The following is a 21,917-nucleotide window of genomic DNA, read 5'->3' as shown; positions in this document are numbered from 1 at the left end:
GTCGGGTACCTCGGGACATGCGGACGGGGCCGCCTCCACCAGGAGGCGGCCCCGTCGGTGTGCCCGGCGGAGGTTCACAGCGTGGGCGGGGGCGCGTCGTCGAACCAGTAGGAGCGGCGCTGGAAGGGGGTGCCGGGCAGGTGGGCGCGGGCCGGGCGGTCGTGGTCCTTCCACAGCACGTCCCAGTCGGGTGTGCCGCCGTCTGCCCATTGGCGGGCGACGGGGTCCTGGGCGGGCGGCTGGTCGGTGCCGTCGGCGACGGACCGCAGGGCGGTGCGCAGTGCGGCGGTGTCGGACACGACGAGGGCGCGGCGGTGTTTCATGGCGCGCCGGCCGTATTGCAGGGTGTGGGCGAGGGCGGCGAGTTCGGGTGCGTGGGGGCCGTCGAGCTGGTGCAGCAGGCGGCGGGCGAGCAGGGCGAGCGCGTCGTCGCTGCCGGCGGACAGTGGTACGACGTGCGGGCGGGGTGTGTCGGTGGCGGGGCGGTCCGGCCGCTGGGGGCGGGGGGCCTCTTCGACGACCGCGTGGGACATGGAGCCGCCGAGTCCGAAGGCGTTGACGGCGCCGATGCGCGGGGTGCGGCCCGCGGGCCAGGGGACGTTGTCGACGGGGATGCCGAGGGGGGCGTCGCCGACGGGCAGTTTGTCGTCGGCCTCGTCGAGTCCGGCGATCTTCGGGATGGTGCCGGCGCGCAGGGCGAGGATCGTCTTGACGACGCCGATGAGTCCGGCCGCGGCTTCGAGGTGGCCGATGTTGGCCTTGACGGAGCCGACCCACAGCCGGCCGTGGGGTCCGGCGGCGGGCCCGTCGACGAGGTGGGCGAGGGCGGCGATCTCGGTGGCGTCGCCGCCGCGGGTGCCGGTGCCGTGTGCCTCGAGGTGGCCGAGGTCGCGGGGGGTGAGTCCGGTCCGCTCGAGGGTCTGCCGTACGAGGGCGGTCTGGGAGTCCTGGTCGGTGCCGGTCAGCCCGCCGCCGCGGCCGTTGTGGGCGCTGCCGACGGAGCGGATGACGGCGTGCACGGGGTCGCCGTCGGCGAGGGCGGCATCGAGGGGTTTGAGGAGGAGGCAGGCGCCGCCTTCGCCGCGCAGGTAGCCGTTGCGGGCGGCGCTGAAGGGCACCGAGTCGCCGGTGGGTGACAGGGCGCCGCCGAGGTAGGCGTTGGTGGTGTAGTAGCCGGCGCTGAACAGGTTGGGTGAGCCGACCAGTGCCATGGGGTAGTCGCCTGCGCGCAGTCCCTGGACGGCGAAGCCGAGTGCGGACAGTCCGGCCGAGCAGGCGGAGTCGATGACCATGCTGGGGCCGGTCCAGCCGAACTGGTAGGAGACGCGGTTGGCGAGGAAGGCCATCATCGTGCCGGGGAACGCGGCGCCGTCGGAGCGTCTGCCGCGGGCGATCATGCGTTCGCCGTAGTCGGACATGAAGGCGCCGGCGAAGACGGCGACGGGTTCCCCGGTCAGGGACTGGGGGTCCAGGCCGGCGTTCTCCACGGCGTGCCAGGCCAGTTCGAGCATGAGCCGGTGCTGGGGGTCCATGAAGGCGGCCATGCGGTGGGCGATGCCGAAGAAGCGGGCGTCGAAGCCGTCGATGGAGTCGAGGAGGAACGCGCGGGGGGTGTTGGCGGCGGCGACCTGCTCGTCGAGTCCGTACCAGCGCTCCGCGGGCACGTCGCTCAGGTGCCGTTCGCCGCGGGAGACGACGTCCCAGAATTCGGGCAGCGTCTCGGCGCCGGCGGTCCGGCAGGACATGCCGATGACGGCGACGGGTGCGGCGTCGGTGCCGTGGGCGGTGGTCACGCGGCGGCCTCCGGCTGTGCGGTGCGGGCGATGCGCTGGCCGTGCAGGCCCCGGATGCGGCGGCGTGCCTCGTCGCCGGTGATGGTGGCCTCGTGGTCGGGGATCTCCCGTTCGAGGGCGGCCCGGGCGTCGGCGAGGAGGGTCTGCGTGAGCTGGGACTTCATCATCTTCAGGGCGCCGCGGGGTGCCTGGGCGCTCTGCAGGGCGATGCGGTGGGCCTCGGCGGGCACCGTGTCGTGGGCGCAGATTCTGGTGCCGGCGCCCCGTTCGCGCAGTTCGCGGCCGGTGTAGGTGCGGCTGGTGTACATCATTTCGGTGCCCAGGGCGCGGCCGAATGCCGCCGGCACGACGTGGGAGGCGCCGAGGATGGGGGTGAAGCCGAAGGTGAGGAAGTTCATCGCGTAGCGGGAGCGGTCGCTGAGGACGGCGATGTCGCAGTACAGGGCGAGCAGCAGGCCGCCGCCGAGTGCGTGGCCCTGGGCGGCGGCGACGACGGGTACGGGGCAGGCGGCGATGGCCTGCATCATTTCCCAGAGTTCGACGACGCGCTGCTCGTGGGTGCCGAGCATGCGTTCGGTGGCGCCGCCGGCGCTGAAGACGCCGGGTGCGCCTTCCAGGACGACGGCCCGCACGTCGTGGTCGCTGCCGGCCCGGTGGAGGGCGGCGATGAGGCCGGCGCGCAGTTCGGGGGTGAACCGGTTGTGGCCCGCCTCGTCGCACAGCCGGACGGTGGCGACGGGCGCCTCGGTGTGCAGCTGGACGGGCCCGTAGGAAAGAGCGGTCACGGTATCAGTCCTTGCCGGTGAAAGGTGTTCAGCCGCTCGTGGACCCGCGGGTCGCGAAGGCGTTCCGCGACGGCGCGTACGGCGCGCTCCGCGTGGCCTTCGGGGGCGGGGAACAGTTCGCGGCGGTAGCGCTTGAGTGCGCGTACGGCTCCGTGGTCGGCGGCCCGTAGTCGTCGCAGCAGCAGCCGCAGTTCCTGGCGGCAGTCGTCGGTGCGCTGGTCGGCGAGGCCGATGTGGGCGGCCTGTTCGGCGTCGACGTGCTGGGCGCCCAGCGCGAGGGAGAAGGCGCGGTGGCGGCCGGTGCGTTCGGCGACGACCGGCAGGATCACGGCGGGCACGAGGCCGAGGAGGACCTCGGTCATGCGGAAGCTCGCGCGGGGGCCGGCGATGACGTGGTCGCAGGCGGCGGCGAGGCCGACGCCGCCTCCGGTGGCGGCGCCGTCGACGACGGCGACGGTGACCAGGGGTGAGTCGGCCAGGCGCTGCAGCAGGTGGTGCACGGCGGTCAGGCGCGGCCGCCAGGCGTCGCGGTCCGCCTCGCCGAGGGCGATGCCCGAGCAGAAGCTGTCGCCGGTGGCGTCGAGGACGAACACCTCGGCGCCCTCGGCCGCTTCGGCGGCGGTGAGGGCGCCGGTGAGGGCCGTGAGCATGTCGTCGTCGAGGCGGTTGCGTGTGGCGGGCGTGTCGAGGGTGGCGCGGACCAGGGGCGGGCGGGTGGTGTCCACGCGCAGCGGGGCGGGGGCTGTCAGCGCCACTCGTACCGCCTGATGTAGTTCTCGACGCCGGCCAGCACCAGTTGCTTCCCGTGGTCGCGGAAGGGGGCGAGGAAGGTGTCCTGCAAGGAGTCGTCGACGGTGCGGTGGGCCTCGGGCACCAGGATGCGGCGGGTGACGGGCAGCATCTGCTCGTACTCGGCGAAGGTCAGCTCGCGTCGCAGGGCGAGGCGTTCGGCGATGCGTGCCTTGCCGAGGGTCGCCTTGGCGCCGGGTACGACGGTCGCGCCGAAGAACTCGGAGGCGCAGCCGGAGCCGTAGGAGTACATGCCGAGCCGGGAGCCTTCGACGCGTTCGGCGCTCTCGTGGTCGATCAGGGAGGCGAGGGCGAGCCAGATGGCGCCGGAGCACAGGTTGCCCACGGTGCGGCCGTAGCGCAGGGAGGGGGCGACGCGCCGCTCGAAGTCCTCGGCGATGGCCTTGGGGGCGCGGGGGGCGAACTCGCGCATCAGTTTGCGGTGCGCGGCTTTGACCATGCCGCCGAACGGGGTGTGCATGACGACGTGGTCGAAGGAGTCGGCGAAGTCGGTGCCGGGGACGTTGGCGGTGTAGGCGCGGAAGCTGTCGGAGAGGCACTCGAGGTAGGCCAGCAGCGACAGGTCGGGGTTGTAGAGGTCGTAGTCCGGTGCGGGCCGGGCGGTGTCCATGACCTCGAAGCTGTTGAGGCCGTAGGCGCCGGGGGTCAGGGCGAGGACGCCGGGGCTGTCGCCGACGAGGAGTGCCACGGCGCCGTGGCCGGTGGTGGGTTCGGCGTATTTGGCGTACTCGTCCATCGGGTTGACGTCGGTGGCGATGATCAGTGCCTTGGCGCCGGGCCGCAGGCCGGCCAGCAGGTAGCCGGCGGCGAGTTGGAGGGCGCCGGTCGCTCCGTAGCAGGCCGCTTTGACCTCCATGTAGCGGCACTGCCGGGACAGGCCCAGGTGGCGGTGCACGTGGGAGGCGAGGGACTTGCTGTAGTCGAGGCCGGACTCGCTGGAGGTGACGAGGAGTTCGATGGAGGCCCGGTCGTCGTCGCTGAGGGCGTCGATGATCGGTCTGGCGGCGTTGACGGCGCCTGTGACGGGGTCTTCCCAGGGGAGCTGGACGGACCGCTCGTCCATCATGAGGTTGTCGAAGCGGTCCGGGTCGAGGCCGCGGGCGTCGAAGAGGGCGCGGGCGGAGATCTTCGCGACACCGGCGTGGACGTTGAGGGCCTCGACGCCGATACGGGCGGTGCTCATCGCCGGCCGCCGGTGGCCAGATGGGCGACCAGGCCGCCGATGTCGGGGATGTCGGCGAAGGTGGAGACCCGTTCGCGGCTGCCGAGCCGGTGGGTGAGGGTGGTGATGATCTCGACGCGGTCGACGGAGTCGGCGCCCAGGTCCTTCAGGCTCCGCCCGTCGGTGATCTCCTCGGCGGGCACGTCGGGCAGGATCTCGGCGACGACCTCCGCGAGGACGCGCCTGATCGTGGCCTCGTCGGTGGCGGCGGGGGCGGTCATGAGTCCTCCAGGAGCTGCTGGATCGAGCAGACGGCGAGCAGCCGTCCGGTCGCGGCCTCGGTGACGGCGACGTCGGCGATCTCGTCGCCGGGCTCGGTGTCGCTGTGCCACAGCCGCACGGTGACGGTGAGTTCGGCATCGGCGTCGGCGTTGCCGAAGTAGCCGATCCGGTGGTCGACGACGGTGCGGCGGCTGAAGGCGCGCGGGTCGCGGCCCAGTTCGCGCCAGTGGCGCAGCAGGGCGGTGTCGATGATGGAGAAGTAGGAGGCGAAGTACATGAGCCCGGCGCCGTTGAGGTCGCGTACCCGGTCCAGGATGTAGGTGGTGCTGTACGGCGCGGACGGGGTGCGGCCCGGGATGCCGCCGTCGTGGAAGGTGCCCGTCCTGCGGGCGCGGCCGCAGATCCCGCGGGGCGAGTACTCGGCGGGCAGCGGGGGCAGGTGCTCGTGCCGGTGGCCGGCCGGGGACGCCTCCACCAGGCCTTCGTTGCTGTCCGGGTGGGAGCGGGAGATCCAGCGGTTGTAGTTCTCCACGTACAGGCAGTCCTCGCGCTGCTCCTCGTGGAAGGCCCTCGGGTCCAGGCCGGTCGCGGGGGTGCCGGGGCGGGAGAGGCGGTGCAGGGTCATCACGGACTGCGGTCCGAGGTCGAAGACCCGTGAGGTGACGTCGAACTCGTCGCCGAAGGCGATGCCGTAGGGCTGGATGTGCCGGCTGCCGCGGACGCGGAAGTAGTAGAAGGAGAGGTAGGTGGGGTGGCCGTCGGCGCTGCGGGCGGCGTACACGTTGGTGCCGCTGGCGGCTTTGACGGCCTCCCACGTCCAGTCCCCCAGCTGCCCGAAGAACAGGGAGCCGGCGCCGCACATGCCCGGGGCCACCGTGACGCGGCGGGTCAGCAGGGACGTGTCGGCGGGCGCCGGCCGGCCGATCAGGTCGGTCGGGCTCACTTGGCGGTCGCCTCCAGGGCTGCGACCTGGCTGCTCACATAGGTGCTGAGCTGGTTGACCGTGGGGTGGGCGTACACCGTGTCGAGCATCTCCTCGAGGCCGTACTTGGTGTTGAGGAGGGAGACCAGCTCCACGCCCAGGACGGAGTCGAGTCCCAGCTCGGCGAAGGTGGCGTCGTCGTCGATCTCCTCGATCTCGCAGTAGAGGATCGCGGCCAGGTGTGTCCGCAGTTCGTCGCGGATCGAGTCGGCACTCACCAGGGTGGTCATTCGCTTCTCTCCTCAGCCTGTTCGACTCGCTCAACTCGCTCGACTCGCCGTGCGAGCAATCGGTGTGACGCTAGGAAGGGCGTCTCGGGGGCCGCTGGAGCGGGCCTGGAGACGCGGGGGCCGGCGGCGTGGGCCGGGTTTCAGGCGACGGCGTGCGGTTCACGGACGGCTGCCGGCAGGAACCCGAGCAGGGTGAGCAGGCTGCGTGCCTCGACGTTGAGGTGGCTGCCGTAGCGCACGAACCCGATGAGCTGACGGACCGTCATCCAGGTGAATCCGGCGGGCGCCTCCAGGGGGAAGTCGTCGTCGACCTCGACCAGCAGGTAGCGGCTCTGGGCGTGGTAGAAGCGGCCGCCCTCCTCCGACTGCACGGCGTCGAACCGGATCTGGTCCCGTCCGGCGGCGAGCACGGTGTCCAGGTACGGGGGGCGGCCGGCCGGGTCGGGGCCGCCGGTGTGGTCGGCGAGGTAGTCGGCGGGCTGGCACTGGACGGTGGGCGCCATCTCGATGCGGTCCAGCGCCCCGGTCTCGATGCGGGCCTGCACCAGCAGGTGCAGCACCCCTTCGACGCGTTTGGCCAGGAAGGCGATGACTCCCTGGCTGCGGGGCGCGAACATGGGCTGCGACCAGCCGGTCACCTCACGGTTGGAGGCCTCGACGCCCACGCCGAGGACGGTGAAGTGCCGGCCCTCTGTGTGGGCGACGATGCCGTCGCGCCGTGACCAGCCCGCGAGGCCGGCCAGCGGGACGAGGCGGCGGCTCAGGGTGCAGCGTCCCTTGGCCTCGGTGAACCAGCTCAGCAGTTCGACGGTGTTGTGCAGCGAGCGGCCGTCCTGCTGCCACGACCGCAGCAGGGCGCCGTCGAAGGTGTCGTCGCCGGGGTGGGTGGCGCGGCCCGCGGCGGGGCGGCGCAGGGCGACGGCGCCGGACAGGACGGTGCGGGTGTCCATGTTCACCAGGTCGTCGGTCTGCAGGAGTTCGGCGATCTGGTCGAAGCTGAGCCAGCAGAAGTCGTCCAGGACGGGGATGTCCGCGTCGGTGCGCACGATCATGTTGCGGTTGCGTTTGGCGAGGAACCAGGACGCCTGCTCCGACTGGAGGGCGTCGAAGAGGACCTCGCCGCCACGCGGGGCGACGAAGTGCTCGAGATACGGCACGGGCCTCCCGCCGTGCACCCGCATGTAGTTGCTCTTCGTGGCCTGGACGGTCGGCGACAGCTGGACGAGATTCACATTTCCCGGTTCCATCTTCGCCTGGAGAAGGCAGTGCGGAACTCCGTCGAACTCCTTCACCAGAATTCCGAGAATTCCATGTTCGGGCTGCACGATGATCGGCTGCTGCCAGGCTTCCACGGCCCGCCCCGAGTCGGTGACCTCCAAGCCCTGGACGGAGAAGAACCGCCCGCTGCGGTGCACCAGGTTCCCGGAGTCCGCCTCCATCGACCAGCCGTCGAGGCGGTCGAGGGGAACCTGGGCGACCTTGTAGGCGTTCGCGGCGCACCGCTGCTCGAACCAGCGGTGGAATTCTGTTGTGTCGGAAAACATTTGGGGGCCTCCCGTGGGGTCTCTTCCGGAAATGCGCCGGAGGGTCGGCGAGCGCGGCCGATTCGCAAGAGAAGTTCGAGCCGGGTGCGAGTCGGTGAATTGAGAATGTCGAGTCTCGAAGTGAATACGTGGCACAAGGAGTTGATCCGGTGACAACCGAAGCCGAAGAGACCGTGACCGTGCGCGGGGAATGCGCGCCCGGTTTCGAGGAAGTGGCGCGTGCTTTCGCGCACAACTTCCGCGACGGCACACAGACCGGGGCGGGGGTGAGCGTGTATCTGCGCGGCCGTGAAGTGGTGAGCCTGTGGGGCGGGTTCGCCGACGCGGCCACCGGCCGGCCCTGGGAGCGTGACACCCTGGCCGTGCTCGCCTCCCCCACCAAGTCCGTGGCGGCCGGCGCGCTGTTCGTGCTGATCGAGCGCGGCGTCCTTCAGCTGGACGCCCCGATCGCCCGCTACTGGCCCGAGTTCGCGGCGGCCGGCAAGGAGGCGGTCACCCTGCGGATGCTGCTGTCCCAGCGCACCGGTGTGGTGGCCCTGGACGGTGACCCGATCACGTACGAGAAGCTGCGCACCGGCCGGCCGGTCGTCGAGGCGCTCGCCGCGGCCCGGCCCGAGTGGGCGCCGGGCACCGCGCACGGCTATCACGCCATGACCTTCGGCCACATGGTCAGCGAAGTGGTGCGGCGGGTCACCGGCTCGACGGTGGGCCGGTTCTTCGCCGAGGAGATCGCCGGGCCGCTGGGGCTCGAGTGCTTCATCGGCCTGCCCGAGGACCGGCTGCCGCGGCTGGCGGTGATGGTGCCGTCCAAGGCCGAGGTCCTGATGGACGGCGGCGCGGCCGGCCAGGTGACCGAGCTGCTCGCGGCGCTCGGCGACCCGTCGTCGCTGACGTTCCGGGCGACGATCGGCAGCATGTCCTTCGACGCCGACACCGCCGACGACGCCAAGCGGGTACGGCTGGAGAACGCCTCCTACGACGGGGTGGCCGACGCCGGGTCGCTGGCCCGCTACTTCGCCGCGCTGATCGGCGAGGTGGACGGGGTGCGCCTGGCCGGGCCGGCGCTGGTCGACCAGATCCGCCGGGTGCACTCCACCGGCCGGTGCCGCACCATGCTGATGGACACCAGCTGGGGCCTGGGCATGATGCTGCCCGACGGGCCGCTCTACCCGGCGTCGGCCGGACCGCTGGGCTCCTTCGGACTGGCCGGCGCGACCGGCTCGTTCGCCTGCGCCGTCCCCGGGCAGCAGCTCGCCTTCGCCTATGTGCCAGGCGGCGGGTCGCACGTCGTCGACCGGCTCGACCCGCGGGCCAGGCGCATCGCGGAGGCCGTGCACCGCAGCGCCGCCGCCGCGGGCTGAGCGGGGGTCAGCGGGCCGGGGCCCGGTCCACGGCGTGGGCACCGGCGCTCTCCAGGATCTGAAGGCTGCTGCGGCGCAGCTGCTCTTCGGCGGTGGCGCGGGCCCGCGCCGGGCCCCCGCCCAGGGCGGCGGCGTCCGGGTCGAGGGCCGCGTCGTGACGGACCAGGACGCGGGTGCGGGCGCCGTCGGCGGTGACGCTCCAGGTGGCGGTGTGCGCGCGCAGCGGCGCGGGCGGCGCCGGGTCGCCGAGGACCAGGCGCCGCCCGGGCAGGCGGACACGCGGGCCCGCACCGCGCTCCAGCAGGTCGTGGACGGTGTCGGCGGGCAGGTCGAGGAGGATCTCCTGGGACAGGGAGAACAGCAGGTCGTCGAGGCCTTCCGGCCGTTCTGCCCAGTAGCGCACGGCGGCGACCTCGTCCGCGTTGTGGCGTTCGAGGGCCTGGGCGAGGAACGTCGCGGTCGTCTCGTCGTCGGTGGTGAGGGTGTAGGCGTTGGTGAGCGTGATGCGGGTGCCGCCGGCGTCCGGTTCGAAGTGCCAGGTGCCTTCGGCGGCGGACAGCGGGGCGCTCGGCTGCTCCTGGCGGAAGGTGACCCGCAGCGCCTGCTCGTCGGCGTGGCGCGAGGAGGTCCAGGAGCGCACGTCGTCACCGGAGGCCACCCACATCCGGAAGCGGTCGCCGCCGTCGGGGCCGGGGCCCAGCTGTTCGACGTGCAGGCAGGGCGCGAACAGCAGGGGCCAGCGGTCGGTGCCGGCGATCAGCCGGTAGGCCCGCAGGGCGGGGGCCGGGGTCGTGGCGACGTACTCGGCCGAGCGGCCGGCGGCGGTCATCCAGGTCTCCAGACGGTGGGCGGGCTCGTGTCACCGGCAATCTCGCCGAGCCGTCTCGATCCCTCCTCGACCCGGGATCGAGCCGCCGTGCGGAGGGTGAACTCCTCATAGGACGACTGGAGTCGCTGTCATGCGTGTTCTGTTCACCGTGTTCCCGGCCACGGCCCATGTGCATCCGATCGTTCCGCTCGCCTGGGCGCTGCAGAACGCGGGCCACGAGGTGCGGGTGGCCATCCACCCCGACACCGTGCATCTGGTCACCGAGGCCGGGCTGCCCGCGGTGCCGCTCGGCTCGCGGGAGGTCCTCGCCGACGCGGTGAAGTGGAACGACAACTTCGAGATGCTCGACAGCCTCAGCGACGCGCTGTCCCTGGACACGGGCGACGCCCCGCAGTGGGAGCGTCAGTGGCAGGGGCTGACGGGCATGCTGCGGATGTTCACGCCGATGGTGGACGACCTGGTGGCCTTCTGCCGCGGCTGGCGGCCCGACCTGGTGGTGTGGGACCCGTTCTGTGTGGCGGCCGGTGTCGCGGCGAGGGTGACGGGCGCGGCGCACGCGCGTTTCCTGTGGGGCCAGGACAACATCGGCTGGCTGCGCGGCAGGTCCCTCGAGCGGCAGGACGGCGCGTCCGGCGATCCGGTGGACGCGCTGATGGCGCCGATGCTCGAACGCTACGGGCTCCCGTACTCGGAGGACCTGCTGCTCGGCCAGTGGACCATCGACCCGATGCCGCAGGCGCTGCGCCTGCCGCTCCCCCAGCGCTACGAACCGATCCGGCGGGTCCCCTACAACGGCAGCGCGGTGGCGCCGGCATGGGTGCACGAGCGGCCGGAGCGGCCGCGGGTGCTGCTGACGCTGGGCATCGGCGGCCGCGGCCGCCAGCTGTTCAAGGCGGCCGGTGTCTCCTTCCCCGAGGTGGTCGACGCGCTGGCCGGCCTCGACGTCGAGGTGGTCGCCACGCTGCACCGGGCGATGCTGGAGACGGTGACCCGGGTGCCGGACAACGTCCGGCTGACGGAGTACGTGCCGCTGGCGCAGATCCTGCCGAGCTGCTCGGCGATCATCCACCACGGTGGCGGGGGGACGTTCGCGGCGGCCACGGCGGCCGCCGTGCCGCAGCTGATCGTGCCGATGCCGTGCTGGAGCGAGGCGACCACGGCCCGCTTCATGGCCGACCGGGGCGCCGGACTGGTCGTCACCACCGGGGAGTTCGACACGGAGCTGCTGCGCAAGCAGATCACGCGGCTGCTGGACGAGCCGTCGTTCGGTGAGGGCGCGCGGGCGCTGCGCGCGGAGATCAACCAGGCGCCCGGCCCGGCCGAGTTCGTGTCCGTGCTGGAGGCGCTGACCGCAGAGCACCGCCCGTGACGGCGCCGGTGGCGGGTGCGCTGCGGTTCGGGGTCCTCGGGTGCGCGGACATCGCGCGCCGCCGGGTGCTGCCCGCGATGGCGGCCGCGCCGGACATCGAACTCGCCGCGGTCGCCAGCCGCTCGCCCGCGCGGGCCGCCGAGACGGCCCGCGCACACGGGGCGCGTGCGGTGACCGGGTACGAGCGGCTGCTCGCCGATCCGGACGTGGACGCGCTCTACGTCGCGCTGCCGGCGGCGCTGCACGCCCCCTGGGTCGAGGCGGCGCTCGACGCGGGCAAGCATGTCCTGGCCGAGAAGCCGCTGACGACGGACCCGGCCCGCACCCGCGCGCTGCTGGCCGAGGCACGGCGGCGGCGTCTGGTGCTGCGCGAGAACGTGATGTTCGTGCATCACGGGCAGCACCGGGCGGTCCGCAAAATGGTCGCCGACGGTGTGATCGGCGAACTGCGGGCGCTGCACGCCGCGTTCACGATCCCCTCCCCCGCCGACGGGGACATCCGCTTCGACGCGGAGCTGGGCGGCGGCGCGCTGTCGGACGTGGGCCTGTATCCGGTGCGGGCCGCGGTGCACCTGCTCGGCCCCGGTCTGCGGGTGGCGGGCGCGGTGCTGTCGGACGCCGCGGGCCGCGGTGTGGAGACCTCGGGCGCCGCGCTGCTGCGCCGCGCCGACGGGGTGAGCGCGCAGCTGACGTTCGGGATGGACCACGCCTACCGCTCGCGCTACGAACTGTGGGGCGGTGAGGGCCGCATCACGGTGGACCGCGCGTTCACCCCACCGGCCGGTCACCGCCCCCGCATCGAGGTGGAGGACGCGTCCGGGGCCCGTACGGTCGAGCTTCCGGCCGAGGACCAGGTGGCGGCCACGCTGGCCGCGTTCACCGCGGCGGTCCGCGGCACCGACGCCGCGCCCGTCGGCGAGGAACTGCGGGACCTGCTGGCGCAGGCGGACCTGCTGGCCGCGATCCGCCGCGCGGCGGCGGCCTGACACCCTGCCATCCCTGCGGGCGGCGGTGCGGGGTTGGGCGGACATGCAGTTCAACGCGGCCTGCCCACGCTGTCGCCCCCGGTGTGAGGGGCCTGCTCACGTTCGCCCGTGGCGGCTTCGGCCAGCAGACGGGCGGTCGCCGCGCCGGCCCGCAGGGCGTGAGCGTGCGTGGCGGGCACGCAGTGGCCCGCTGCGGCGTCGTAGGCGCACATGATCACGCCGGCGTGGTCGGTGGCGGGCTCAGTCAGCCGGACCGGCCGGTTGCGCCGCCGCGACGCGGCCCGCGCACCCGGTCGGCCGGGGTGGGCAGCAGGCCGCGGTCAGGCGCGGGTGAGGGTCTCCAGCGCGGTGAGGGTCTCGGCCGGGCCGGGCAGGGCGGCGAGTTCGGCGGCGAGGGTTTCGGCGCGCCGGGCGTAGGTGGGGGTGGACAGCATGTCGCGGCAGGCGGCGGCGACGGTCTCGGGGCCGTCCTCGCCCGGTGGCAGGACGCGGGCCGTGCCGTAGGCGGCCAGGCGCTGGTTGGGGGCGAGGACCTTCGGCATGGTGGGGACGACGAGCTGCGGCACGGCGGCGTGCACGGCCGTCAACGCGCTCTGGCCGCCGCCGGAGTGCACGAGCAGGTCGCAGGTGTGCAGGACCGTGTCCAGCGGCAGCCAGCCGGCCCGCAGGCCGGGGTGCCGCTCGCGCAGGGCGGCCGCGACGTCCTCGGGGGCGGCGGCCACGACTTCCACGTCCGGTCCGGCGACGTGGGAGACGAGGGCGTCGAGGTGGTCGAACTCGTAGTCCTTGCTGACCCGGCTGCCCGCCGTCACGCACACCCTGCGCCGCTTCGAAGGGGTGTACATCCAGCGTTCCAGCGGCTGCTGGCGGCCGCAGGGCACGAACCGCATGGTCCGGCCGGCGGGTGCGCCGGGGTCCGCGACGCTGGGCGGGCAGATGTCGATCCACAGGTCGGGCGCGGGCAGGCACTCAAGGCCCAGGGCCCGTAGTTCGGGGGCCAGTTCGTCCTCGGCGCCCCGGTCCATCGCGGCGGGCTCGCCCATGTCCCAGGCGTGCCGCACGTACGGGATCTTCAGCTCGGCGGCCAGCAGCGCGGCGCCGAAGGCGAGGGTGCCGCCGACGACGACGTCCGGGCGCCAGTCGCGGCCCGTCTCCCGCAGCGCGGGCATGGCGGCGGCGGCCAGCCGGCCGAAGCCCCGGCCGCCGAAGTGCATCCTCTCCCCCGCGTCCTCGGGCAGCGTCAGTGCGGTGCCGTCGCGGTCGGCCAGCATGAAGTCGCGCATCGTCCGTTCGGTGACGGGCGCGGCGGGCAGTCCGGCTGAGGTGATGACGCCGCTCATGTCGGCGGTGGCCGCCATGAGGACCTGGTGGCCGGCGTTCCGGGCGGCGGTGGCCAGCGGCACGAGGGCGAACACGGTGGCCGGGCTGCCGCCGGCGAGGAAGAGGATCCGCATCGCTCAGGCCGGGGGTGCGCCGCGGTGGGCGGGGGCGAAGGCCAGTGCGTCGAGCGCGGCGACGACGGCGGCCTCCTCGTGGTCGAAGTGGTGCTCCAGCTCGCCCGTCAGGCGTTCCAGTTCGTGTCGCAGGCCCTGCGGGTCGCCCGGTTCGAGGCGGGTGACGAGGTCGGCGATGTCGCCGCGCAGCTGGGAGACGACCTTGTGCTCCTCACGGAGCTTGGCCAGGGTCGGCGCGAGGCCGGGGAACTTCGACTCCAGGACGGGGAAGGCGCCTTGGTCCTCGCCGCCGTGGTGGACCTCCAGGGCCTTGCAGAAGCTCAGGCAGTTGTCGCGCAGCTGCTGGAGCAGGGTGCTGTCGCCGACGTCGACGGTGTCGGTGCGTCCGGCGGCGAAGTCGGCGACCTGGCGGCGCAGTTCGGCGATCTCGCCGCGCAGCCAGCCGTGTATCTCGGTCAGCTCCTGGCCCAGGCCACGGGCGCGCCGCCCGTCGTCGTAGGTCTCGGTCTCGAGGACGACGACGGGGATGATCCGTTCGGTGTTCTTCTGGTAGTCGGCGTAGCCGGGGGCGATCTCGCAGGCCTTCGCGAAGACCTGTTCCCGTTCCTCGCCCTCCAGCACGGTGGCCCTGGCCTGGTACTTCTCGGTGCCGACCTCGACGGTCAGGAGGGGGTTGGCGCGCAGGTTGTGGTACCAGGCGGGGTTCTTGGGGCCGCCGCCCGCGGAGGCGATGACGACGCCTTTGCCGTCGATCTCCATGTAGCCGACGGGGCTGGTGGTCGCGCGGCCGCTCTTGGCGCCGGCGGTGGTCAGCAGCGCCAGGGTGCCGCCGGCGAACGGCCCGCCGACCTTGCCGCCGTTCGCCCGGAACTCCTCGACGACCGGCCGGTTCCAGTCCGCGACAAAGGGCTGCAGCTCGTCTGCCATGGAAACGCGTTCTCCTCGGTTGTTGCGTCAGTGTTCGAACCGGCGGGGCACCGGTTCGACGATCACCGGCCGGTCACCGGCCGGTCAAGGATGGCCGCCGGTTCCTCGACCGGTGCTCGAGCGCTGCTCGAGCGGCTGCCACCAGGCACGGTTGTCGCGGTACCACTGCACGGTTTCGGCGAGCCCGGCGGCGAAGTCGGTGCGCGGCTCGTAGCCGAGTTCGCGGGTGATCTTGCGGCAGTCGACCGAGTAGCGCCGGTCGTGGCCCTTGCGGTCGGTGACGTGGTCGACGCTGGACCAGTCGGCGCCGCACGCGTCCAGGAGCAGTGCGGTGAGTTCCTTGTTGGACAGTTCGGTGCCGCCGCCGATGTTGTAGACCTCGCCGGGCCGGCCCTTGGTGCGGACGAGTTCGATGCCCTGGACATGGTCGTCGACGTGCAGCCAGTCGCGGACGTTGCCACCGTCGCCGTACAGCGGCACGCGGCGGCCGGTGAGGAGGCGGGTGATGAACAGCGGGACGACCTTCTCCGGGTACTGGTGGGGCCCGTAGTTGTTGGAGCAGCGGGTGATGCGCACGTCCAGGCCGTGGGTGCGGTGGTGGGCCAGGGCGATGAGGTCGCTCGCGGCCTTGGCCGCGGAGTAGGGCGAGTTGGGGGCGAGGGGGTCGGTCTCCGGCCAGGATCCGATGTCGATCGAGCCGTACACCTCGTCGGTGGAGATGTGCACGAAGGTGGTGGGGCCGTGGCGCAGGGCCGCGTCGAGCAGGGTCTGGGTGCCGGCGACGTTGGTGCGGACGAAGTCGGCCGCGCCGGCGATGGAGCGGTCGACGTGGGACTCGGCGGCGAAGTGGACGACCTGGTCGTGGCGGGACATCAGTCGGTCGACGAGGCCGGCGTCGCAGATGTCGCCGTGGACGAAGGTGAACCGGGGGTTGTCGCGGACGGCGTCGAGGTTGGCCGGGTTGCCCGCGTAGGTGAGCGCGTCGAGGACGGTGACCGTCACGTCCTGGTCGCCGTGGGGGCCCAGGAGGGTGCGTACGTAGTGGGAGCCGATGAAGCCCGCTCCGCCGGTCACCAGGATTCTGGTCGTCATGAGGAGATCTGCACCTTGCTGTGGTCGCCGAGGATGAGCCGGTTGGTGGCCGGGATCCGCGGGGCGGGGGTGACGGTCACGCTGCGTCCGATGAGGGAGGCCTGCACGCGGGGCACGCCTTCGAGGCGGGAGTCGCGCAGCACGATGGAGAATTCGATCTCGCTGTCCTCGATGCGGCAGTTCTCCGCGATCGAGGTGTAGGGGCCGACGTAGGAGCCGCTGATGACGGTGCCGGTGCCGATGACGGCGGGGCCGACGATGCGTGAGCCGTGGACCTCGGCGCCGGCCTCGATACGGACCCGGCCGATGAGTTCGCTGGCGGCGTCGACGGTGCCGGCGGTGTGCGGTTCGATGCCCTCCAGGACGGACCGGTTCACCTCGAGCATGTCGGCGACGTTGCCGGTGTCCTTCCAGTAGCCGCTGATCGTCGTGGAACGCACGTCGCGGCCGTCGTCGATGAGCCGCTGGATGGCGTGGGTGATCTCCAGTTCGCCGCGCTCGGACGGTTCGATGGCGCGGACCGCCTCGTGCACGGCGGGGGTGAACAGGTAGATGCCGACGAGCGCGAGGTCGCTCTTGGGTTTGGCGGGTTTCTCCTCCAGGCCCACGACCCGTCCCTGGTCGTCGAGTTCGGCGACGCCGAACGCGGACGGGTCGGGCACCCGGGTCAGCAGGATCTGCGCGTCGGGGCGTTCGGCGCGAAAGCCGGTGACGAGGTCGGCGATGCCGCCGACGACGAAGTTGTCGCCGAGGTACATGACGAAGTCGTCCTCGCCGAGGAACTCGCGGGCGATCAGGACCGCGTGGGCCAGCCCGAGGGGTGCTTCCTGCCGCAGGTAGGTCACCTCCAGGCCGAATCGCGCACCGTCGCCGACGGCCTCGCGGATCTCGTCGGCGGTGTCGCCGACGACGATGCCGACCTCGGTGATGCCCGCTTCCGCGACGGCTTCCAGGACGTAGTAGAGGACGGGCTTGTTGGCCACCGGGACCAGTTGCTTGGGCGCGGTGTGGGTGAAGGGCCGCAGGCGCGTGCCTGAACCTCCGGACAGGACGAGAGCCTTCATGGCCCGGACGCTATGGGGCCGCGCTCAAATCCGGCTGGGGACCGGATCGGGCGCAGGCGGACCTGCCGTCCAGCACGTGTCCATGATCGGGCCTCGTCCGCCGTGTCGGTGGCACAGTCGCACCCCGACGGATGACCGAAAACCAGGGTCGGCCGGAACGGCCGGACGACCGGAATCGGACGGGAGACATTCGCCATGCACACCACACTGTCCCGGCGTCGCCTGCTGGGGCTGGGCGCCGCCCTGGGCGCCGGCGCCGCGCTCGCCGGCCCGGCCTCCGCGAGCGCGTGGGCCGCAGCACCGCCCGGGGCGGGGACCGGGCCGCGGGGCACGCGGGCCTGGCCGGTCAGGATCGAGCTGCCGACCGGGTTCCACCCGGGCGGTGTCGCCGCCGGCCGGCTGCCCTACGCGTACTACGGGTCCCTGTTCGGCGGGGAGATCTACCGGGCCGATCTGGCCACCGGCCGGGGCGAGGTGATCTCCCCCGACCTGGGCGAGGGCAACAGTGCGGCGGGCATCGCGTTCGACTGCCGCGGGCGGCTGTTCATCAGCGGCGCCTACAGCGGCCTGGCGCGGGTGATGGACGTGGCCACCGGCCAGGACCTCGCCACGTACCGGCTGGGTGGTGAGGGCACGGTCGTCGCCGATGTGGCGGTGCTGGCGGACGCCGCCTATGTCACCGACGCCTTCCGCCCGGTGCTGTACCGGATCCCTCTCGGGCCGCGCGGTGAACTGCCGCCGGCGCGGCAGGTGGAGAGTGTGCCGCTGTCGGGTGACTGGGTGCAGGGCGGTGCGGGCGAGGTGACGGCGCTGGGGATCTCGCCGACGCCGGACGGCCGGGCGCTGATCGTGGTGCACCTGCTCGCCGGGGGCTCTTTGATGCGGGTGGATCCGGCCACCGGCATCGCCCGGCGGATCCCGCTCGGCGGCGCCGCGCTGCCGTCCGGCAACGGCATCCGGCTCGACGGCACCACCGCGTACGTCGCCCAGCGCGACGCGGTCGATGTCCTGCGGCTGGACGCGGCCGGCACCCGTGCCGTGCCGGTCACCCGGATCACCGACCCCGACTTCGACGGGCCGTCGGCCGTCGCCGTCCACGGCGAGAGGCTCTACGTGTCGAACTTCGGCCCGACGACGCCGACCCATCAGACCCCGTACCACTCGACCGCCGTGCCCCTGGTACGGCGCACCCACCGCAGCGCACACACACAGGAGGAGACGGCATGAGCGAGACCACCAAGGGCCAGGGCGGGACACAGGAGCAGCGGGTCGCGCTGGTGACGGGCGGCACCAGCGGCATCGGCCTGGAGATCGTGCGGCGGCTGGCGTCGGCCGGGACGCCGGTGCATCTGTGCGGCCGTTCGCCGGAGACGGTGAGCAGCACGGTCAAGGAGCTCGTGGAGGAAGGGCTCGCGGTCACCGGGTCGGTGTGCGACGTGCGGGAGCAGGAGCAGATCACCGAGCTGGTGCGCACGGTCGTCGAGCAGCACGGTCCGATACGGATCCTGGTCAACAACGCCGGCCGCAGCGGCGGCGGTCCGACCGCGACGATCACCGACGAGCTGTGGACCGACGTCATCGCCACCAATCTGACCAGCGTCTTCCGGGTCACCAAGGAGGTGCTGACGGCGGGCGGTATGCAGGAGGCGGGCCGCGGCCGGATCATCAACATCGCCTCGACGGGCGGCAAGCAGGGCGTGGTCCTGGCCGCCCCGTACTCGGCCTCCAAGCACGGGGTGGTGGGCTTCAGCAAGGCGCTCGGCCTGGAGCTGGCCCGTACCGGTATCACGGTCAACGCGGTCTGCCCCGGTTTCGTCGAGACGCCGATGGCGGAAAAGGTCCGCGCCGGTTACGCGGGCGCATGGGGGGTCACCGAGCAGGAGGCGTACGAGCGCATCACCACCCGGGTGCCCAACGGCCGTTACGTGCAGGTGCGGGAGGTCGCGGCGATGGTCGAGTACCTGGTCGGCGAGGACGCGGCGGCCGTGACCGCGCAGGCGCTCAATGTCTGCGGCGGCCTGGGCAACTACTGACCGGCCCGTCCTCGAGAGCAGGGAGCACCTGATATGAGCACTCAGCGACGCGTCGCCCTGGTGACGGGTTCGTCGACGGGCATCGGCGAGACGGTGGCCCGCAGGCTGGCCGCCGAGAACATCAGCGTCGTCGTCAACTCGGCGCGTTCGGTGGAGGCGGGCGAGAAGGTGGCCGCGTCGCTGCCCGACGCCCTGTACGTCCAGGCGGACGTCTCCGACGAGGATCAGGCCCGCCGGCTGGTGGCCCGTGCCGTCGAGCACTACGGGCGCCTGGACATCCTGGTCAACAACGCCGGTGTGACGCGGGCGGTTCCGCACGCGGACCTGGAGGCGGCGGGCCCGGCGGTGTGGCGGGAGATCTTCGACCTGAACGTCTTCGGCACCTGGCAGACGACGGTGGCCGCGATGCCGGCGCTGCGTGAGAGCGGCGAGGGCGTCGTCGTCAACGTCTCCTCGGTGGCCGGCAGCCGGCCGACGGGCAGTTCGATCCCGTACGCGGTGAGCAAGGCGGCCGTGGAGCACATGACCCGTCTCCTCGCGGTGGCGATGGGCCCCCAGGTGCGGGTCAACGCGGTCGCGCCGGGTCTGGTGGAGACGGGCTGGACCGAGGGCAGCGACTTCTTCGCGGCCATCGCCGAGCAGGTCGCCGCGGTCGCCCCGCTGCGGCGGGTCGGCAGGCCGGAGGACGTCTCGGAAGCGGTCCTGTCGCTGATCCGCGCCACGTACACGACGGGCCAGGTCCTGATGGTCGACGGCGGCGGCACCCTGGTCCGCTGACCCGCCCGGCCCGGCCCCGGCCCCTGCCCCGGTTCCCGTGGGGGCGGGGGCCGGGGCTTAGTCGGCGCGCTGCCGTGGCCGGGAACGGGGCACCCCGTCCCTGGCCGGGCTCCGGCCGGTGGGCGGCCGGCGAGCGTTCCCGGGCCGGCCTGGTGCGATTGCCGCCGGGCGGTCGGGCGGGGCTTCAGGTGCGCAGGCCGGCCTTCTCCAAGGCCTCGGCCGCGGCCGCCAGGGTGTGCTTGCGTGCTTCGAGGGGCGTGTCGTTCGCGGAGACGAGGACGCTCAGGGTGGTGACGCCGGCCTGGGCCCAGGCGTGCATGCGGTCCGCGATGCGGCCGACGGGGCCGAGCAGGGCGGTCGCGTCGATGAAGTCCAGCGGGATCGCGGCGGCGGCGCCGGGGCGGTCGCCGGCGGCCAGGCGGTCCTGGAAGGCGTCGATGCCGGCGTCGAAGCCCATGCCGCGGGCGAGGCGGCAGTAGAAGTTGTCGGCGCCGCCGATGGCGAGCAGCCCGGTGTAGTGCATGCGCAGGGGCGCTGCGGCCTGTGCGAGGTCGTCGGCGACGGACACGGCCGTGTAGGGGATGACCTCGAAGCCGTCGAGGGTCCGTCCGGCGCGTTCGCGGCCGGCGGCGAGCCGGGTGACGGAGTCGGCGACGAGCTGCGGGGTGGTGAAGCCGCTGACCCAGCCGTCGGCGATCTCCCCCGCCAGGCGCAGGCTCTGCGGGCCGACCGCGCCGAGGTAGACGGGGATGGGGGTGTCGGGTCGTTCGGTGAGGATGGTCAGCGGCGCTCCGCCGAGGCCGTGGGCGGGCAGTTTGAAGTGGGTGCCGTCGTAGCGGACGGGGCCGCCGGCCAGGGCGCGGCGGACGATGTCGACGTATTCGCGGGTGCGGCCCAGGGGGTGGGCGAAGTCGACTCCGTACCAGCCGTCGGAGACGTGCGGGTTGGACACGCCGAGGCCGAGGCGGAAGCGGCCGCCGCTCAGGGCGTGGAGGGTGGCGGCGGACAGGGCCGCGGCGCCCGGCGGGCGGGCGGGGATCTGCATGATGCCGGAGGCGAGCGCGATGCGGCTGGTCAGGCCGGCGGCCAGGCCCAGGACGCTGACGGCATCGGATCTGAGGCCTTCGGAGGCGAACGCGATGTCGTAGTCGAGGCGTTCGGCCTCGCGGGCCAGTTCGCCGGCCCCCTGGTAGGGGAGGTTCACTGCCAGGCGCATGAGCGGTGTCCTTCTGGTGGGCGGGGGGGGCGGTCAGGCCGGCTGGGGGGCCAGGGCCGTGGTGGTGTGGAGCAGTTCGCGGGCGCGGTCGGTGTGGAGCCGGTCGTCGTCCAGGGCGCGGGGCCGGGTGGGCAGCAGCGCGGCGGCGGCATGGCGGCCGATTTTCACGGAGCGGTGGCGGCAGGCGATCGTGGTGAGGCCCTTGCCCGGTCCGGTCTCCAGCAGCAGGTGGCGGCCGGTGGACAGGAGTTTGTCGAGGGTGGGCCAGAAGTGCACGGGGGCGACCGGGTGGCTCGCCCACAGGGCCGGGTCGGCGACGGTGTCCGCCTCCAGCCGGGTGCGGGTGAACGCCGACCACAGCGGGAAGAGCGGCGGGTGGGCGGTGATCTTCCGGTACAGCGTCAGGTCGCTGAACAGCGGTGCGAGGACCGGGCTGTGGAAGGGGTGGTGGGCGGCGACCGGCAGGGTGGTGATGCCCGCGGTGCGCAGGTCGGCCGCGATGGCCCGCAGGGGGGCGGTCAGGCCGGCGAGGACGGTCTGCCGGGGGGCGTTGCGTGCGCCGATCGCGATGTGCGGGTGGCGGGCGAGGAAGGGGCGCAGGTCGTCGGGGGTGCCGGCGACGGTCAGCATGCCGCCCGGTTCGGTGGGGGCGATGCGGGTGACCCGGTCGTGCATGACGGCCACCGCGTCCTCGATGGTGAACACGCCGGCCAGGGTGGCCGCGGCGAGTTCGCCGACGCTGTGGCCGAGCAGCGCGGCCGGGCGTACGCCCCAGGAGAGCACCATGTGGCCCAGCGCGTAGTCGAGGGTGAACAGCAGCGGCTGGGCGCGGCGTACGTCGTCGATGCCGATGGCGGGGTGCTCGGCGAGCCAGTCGTCGCGCAGTGTGTCGCCGTCGGGGAACAGGGCCAGGCACCGGTCGACGGCGTCGGTGAACACCGGGTCGCTGTCGTAGAGTCCGGCGGCCATGCGCGGGTACTGCGCGCCCTGGCCGGGCAGCAGCAGCACCACGTCGCGGGGCGCCTCGAGGAAGGTGTCCATGCGCGGCCCTTCTGCGGTGTCCGGGTGGTCGGCGTCAACCTGCCGTGCGCGCGTGGAGGTTCGCTCGAGGACCGGTCCAATCCCGGCCGGGCCGGGGCCCTGTCCCAGTGCGGCTCGAGGGGGGGTCCATCGTGCGGGGCGAGGCTCGGCCGGTGCCGGGTGCCCGGCGAGGTGCCCGAG

Annotated in this window: 21 protein-coding genes; 6 read left to right on the top strand and 15 right to left on the bottom strand. The window is 73.1% G+C overall.

Annotated elements, in window-relative coordinates; genetic code table 11:
* Positions 1 to 74: 74 nt before the first annotated feature.
* From ACIPJI_RS14485 to ACIPJI_RS14450, 8 genes are all read right to left on the bottom strand, one after another.
* Positions 75 to 1,793 carry a beta-ketoacyl synthase N-terminal-like domain-containing protein gene (locus ACIPJI_RS14485; RefSeq protein ID WP_402246463.1) on the bottom strand — a complete coding sequence of 573 codons (1,719 nt, stop codon included), beginning with the start codon at positions 1,791 to 1,793 and terminating at the stop codon, positions 75 to 77.
* Entirely contained in the window at positions 1,790 to 2,578 is a 789-nt protein-coding gene (locus ACIPJI_RS14480) for a polyketide synthase (RefSeq protein ID WP_356622784.1), read from the bottom strand. The genes ACIPJI_RS14485 and ACIPJI_RS14480 overlap by 4 nt, the downstream gene beginning before the upstream one ends.
* Complete coding sequence (locus ACIPJI_RS14475) at positions 2,575 to 3,333, bottom strand: enoyl-CoA hydratase/isomerase family protein (RefSeq protein WP_356622785.1); 759 nt, start codon at positions 3,331 to 3,333, stop codon at positions 2,575 to 2,577. Before ACIPJI_RS14475 ends, ACIPJI_RS14480 begins: the two co-directional genes overlap by 4 nt.
* Entirely contained in the window at positions 3,324 to 4,571 is a 1,248-nt protein-coding gene (locus ACIPJI_RS14470) for a hydroxymethylglutaryl-CoA synthase family protein (RefSeq protein WP_402246461.1), read from the bottom strand. Before ACIPJI_RS14470 ends, ACIPJI_RS14475 begins: the two co-directional genes overlap by 10 nt.
* Positions 4,568 to 4,831, bottom strand: coding sequence for a phosphopantetheine-binding protein (locus ACIPJI_RS14465; RefSeq protein WP_356622787.1), 264 nt, complete (start codon positions 4,829 to 4,831; stop codon positions 4,568 to 4,570). Before ACIPJI_RS14465 ends, ACIPJI_RS14470 begins: the two co-directional genes overlap by 4 nt.
* On the bottom strand, positions 4,828 to 5,775 hold the full coding sequence (locus ACIPJI_RS14460; protein ID WP_356622788.1) for an LnmK family bifunctional acyltransferase/decarboxylase: 948 nt from the start codon (positions 5,773 to 5,775) through the stop codon (positions 4,828 to 4,830). Before ACIPJI_RS14460 ends, ACIPJI_RS14465 begins: the two co-directional genes overlap by 4 nt.
* Positions 5,772 to 6,044 (bottom strand): acyl carrier protein, encoded by a 273-nt coding sequence (locus ACIPJI_RS14455; protein ID WP_356622789.1) that lies wholly within the window; start codon positions 6,042 to 6,044, stop codon positions 5,772 to 5,774. Before ACIPJI_RS14455 ends, ACIPJI_RS14460 begins: the two co-directional genes overlap by 4 nt.
* Before the next feature lie 140 nt (positions 6,045 to 6,184).
* Complete coding sequence (locus tag ACIPJI_RS14450; protein WP_402246459.1) at positions 6,185 to 7,588, bottom strand: NDP-hexose 2,3-dehydratase family protein; 1,404 nt, start codon at positions 7,586 to 7,588, stop codon at positions 6,185 to 6,187.
* Between the two features lie 149 nt (positions 7,589 to 7,737).
* Here ACIPJI_RS14450 and ACIPJI_RS14445 point away from each other — a divergent pair, with 149 nt between their 5' ends.
* Entirely contained in the window at positions 7,738 to 8,949 is a 1,212-nt protein-coding gene (locus ACIPJI_RS14445; RefSeq protein ID WP_402246457.1) for a serine hydrolase domain-containing protein, read from the top strand.
* Between the two features lie 7 nt (positions 8,950 to 8,956).
* Here the strand turns inward: ACIPJI_RS14445 and ACIPJI_RS14440 are convergent, their stop codons facing one another.
* Complete coding sequence (locus tag ACIPJI_RS14440; RefSeq protein ID WP_402246455.1) at positions 8,957 to 9,778, bottom strand: aromatase/cyclase; 822 nt, start codon at positions 9,776 to 9,778, stop codon at positions 8,957 to 8,959.
* A 130-nt stretch (positions 9,779 to 9,908) separates the two neighbouring features.
* Between ACIPJI_RS14440 and ACIPJI_RS14435 the strand changes: the two genes are divergently transcribed.
* Both ACIPJI_RS14435 and ACIPJI_RS14430 read left to right on the top strand, forming a co-directional pair.
* Positions 9,909 to 11,147, top strand: coding sequence for an activator-dependent family glycosyltransferase (locus ACIPJI_RS14435; protein ID WP_402246453.1), 1,239 nt, complete (start codon positions 9,909 to 9,911; stop codon positions 11,145 to 11,147).
* Positions 11,144 to 12,133 carry a Gfo/Idh/MocA family protein gene (locus ACIPJI_RS14430; protein WP_402246451.1) on the top strand — a complete coding sequence of 330 codons (990 nt, stop codon included), beginning with the start codon at positions 11,144 to 11,146 and terminating at the stop codon, positions 12,131 to 12,133. The genes ACIPJI_RS14435 and ACIPJI_RS14430 overlap by 4 nt, the downstream gene beginning before the upstream one ends.
* A 320-nt stretch (positions 12,134 to 12,453) precedes the next feature.
* On the opposite strand, the gene ACIPJI_RS14425 is transcribed toward ACIPJI_RS14430, so the two are convergent.
* The 4 genes from ACIPJI_RS14425 to ACIPJI_RS14410 all read right to left on the bottom strand — a co-directional run bounded on the left by ACIPJI_RS14425 (position 12,454) and on the right by ACIPJI_RS14410 (position 16,670).
* Complete coding sequence (locus tag ACIPJI_RS14425) at positions 12,454 to 13,587, bottom strand: glycosyltransferase (protein WP_402246449.1); 1,134 nt, start codon at positions 13,585 to 13,587, stop codon at positions 12,454 to 12,456.
* A gap of 3 nt (positions 13,588 to 13,590) precedes the next feature.
* The gene (locus tag ACIPJI_RS14420) at positions 13,591 to 14,514 is read right to left on the bottom strand and encodes a nitroreductase/quinone reductase family protein (protein WP_402246447.1); all 924 of its coding nucleotides are present in this window, start codon (positions 14,512 to 14,514) and stop codon (positions 13,591 to 13,593) included.
* An 84-nt stretch (positions 14,515 to 14,598) separates the two neighbouring features.
* Complete coding sequence (gene rfbB / locus ACIPJI_RS14415; RefSeq protein WP_356622797.1) at positions 14,599 to 15,606, bottom strand: dTDP-glucose 4,6-dehydratase; 1,008 nt, start codon at positions 15,604 to 15,606, stop codon at positions 14,599 to 14,601.
* Positions 15,603 to 16,670 (bottom strand): glucose-1-phosphate thymidylyltransferase, encoded by a 1,068-nt coding sequence (locus ACIPJI_RS14410; protein WP_402246445.1) that lies wholly within the window; start codon positions 16,668 to 16,670, stop codon positions 15,603 to 15,605. Before ACIPJI_RS14410 ends, rfbB begins: the two co-directional genes overlap by 4 nt.
* Before the next feature lie 195 nt (positions 16,671 to 16,865).
* Between ACIPJI_RS14410 and ACIPJI_RS14405 the strand changes: the two genes are divergently transcribed.
* Genes ACIPJI_RS14405 through ACIPJI_RS14395 form a run of 3 tightly spaced genes read left to right on the top strand, consistent with a single transcriptional unit; the run spans position 16,866 to position 19,480 of the window.
* On the top strand, positions 16,866 to 17,897 hold the full coding sequence (locus ACIPJI_RS14405) for a superoxide dismutase (RefSeq protein WP_402246443.1): 1,032 nt from the start codon (positions 16,866 to 16,868) through the stop codon (positions 17,895 to 17,897).
* A complete protein-coding gene (locus ACIPJI_RS14400; protein ID WP_356622800.1) occupies positions 17,894 to 18,703 on the top strand; it encodes an SDR family NAD(P)-dependent oxidoreductase in 810 nt (269 codons plus the stop codon). Before ACIPJI_RS14405 ends, ACIPJI_RS14400 begins: the two co-directional genes overlap by 4 nt.
* 33 nt (positions 18,704 to 18,736) lie before the next feature.
* On the top strand, positions 18,737 to 19,480 hold the full coding sequence (locus ACIPJI_RS14395; RefSeq protein WP_356622801.1) for an SDR family oxidoreductase: 744 nt from the start codon (positions 18,737 to 18,739) through the stop codon (positions 19,478 to 19,480).
* 184 nt (positions 19,481 to 19,664) lie between these two features.
* Here ACIPJI_RS14395 and ACIPJI_RS14390 read toward each other — a convergent pair whose 3' ends face one another.
* Positions 19,665 to 20,696 carry an LLM class flavin-dependent oxidoreductase gene (locus ACIPJI_RS14390; RefSeq protein ID WP_402246440.1) on the bottom strand — a complete coding sequence of 344 codons (1,032 nt, stop codon included), beginning with the start codon at positions 20,694 to 20,696 and terminating at the stop codon, positions 19,665 to 19,667.
* A 33-nt stretch (positions 20,697 to 20,729) separates the two neighbouring features.
* Positions 20,730 to 21,737 carry an acyltransferase domain-containing protein gene (locus tag ACIPJI_RS14385; protein ID WP_402246438.1) on the bottom strand — a complete coding sequence of 336 codons (1,008 nt, stop codon included), beginning with the start codon at positions 21,735 to 21,737 and terminating at the stop codon, positions 20,730 to 20,732.
* Between the last annotated feature and the right edge of the window lie 180 nt (positions 21,738 to 21,917).

Source organism: Streptomyces sp. NPDC086835, from assembly GCF_044745705.1.
Classification (GTDB): Bacteria; Actinomycetota; Actinomycetes; order Streptomycetales; family Streptomycetaceae; genus Streptomyces.
Note: the sequence above shows the minus strand (reverse complement) of the source record. Positions and strands in the feature narration are given on the sequence as shown.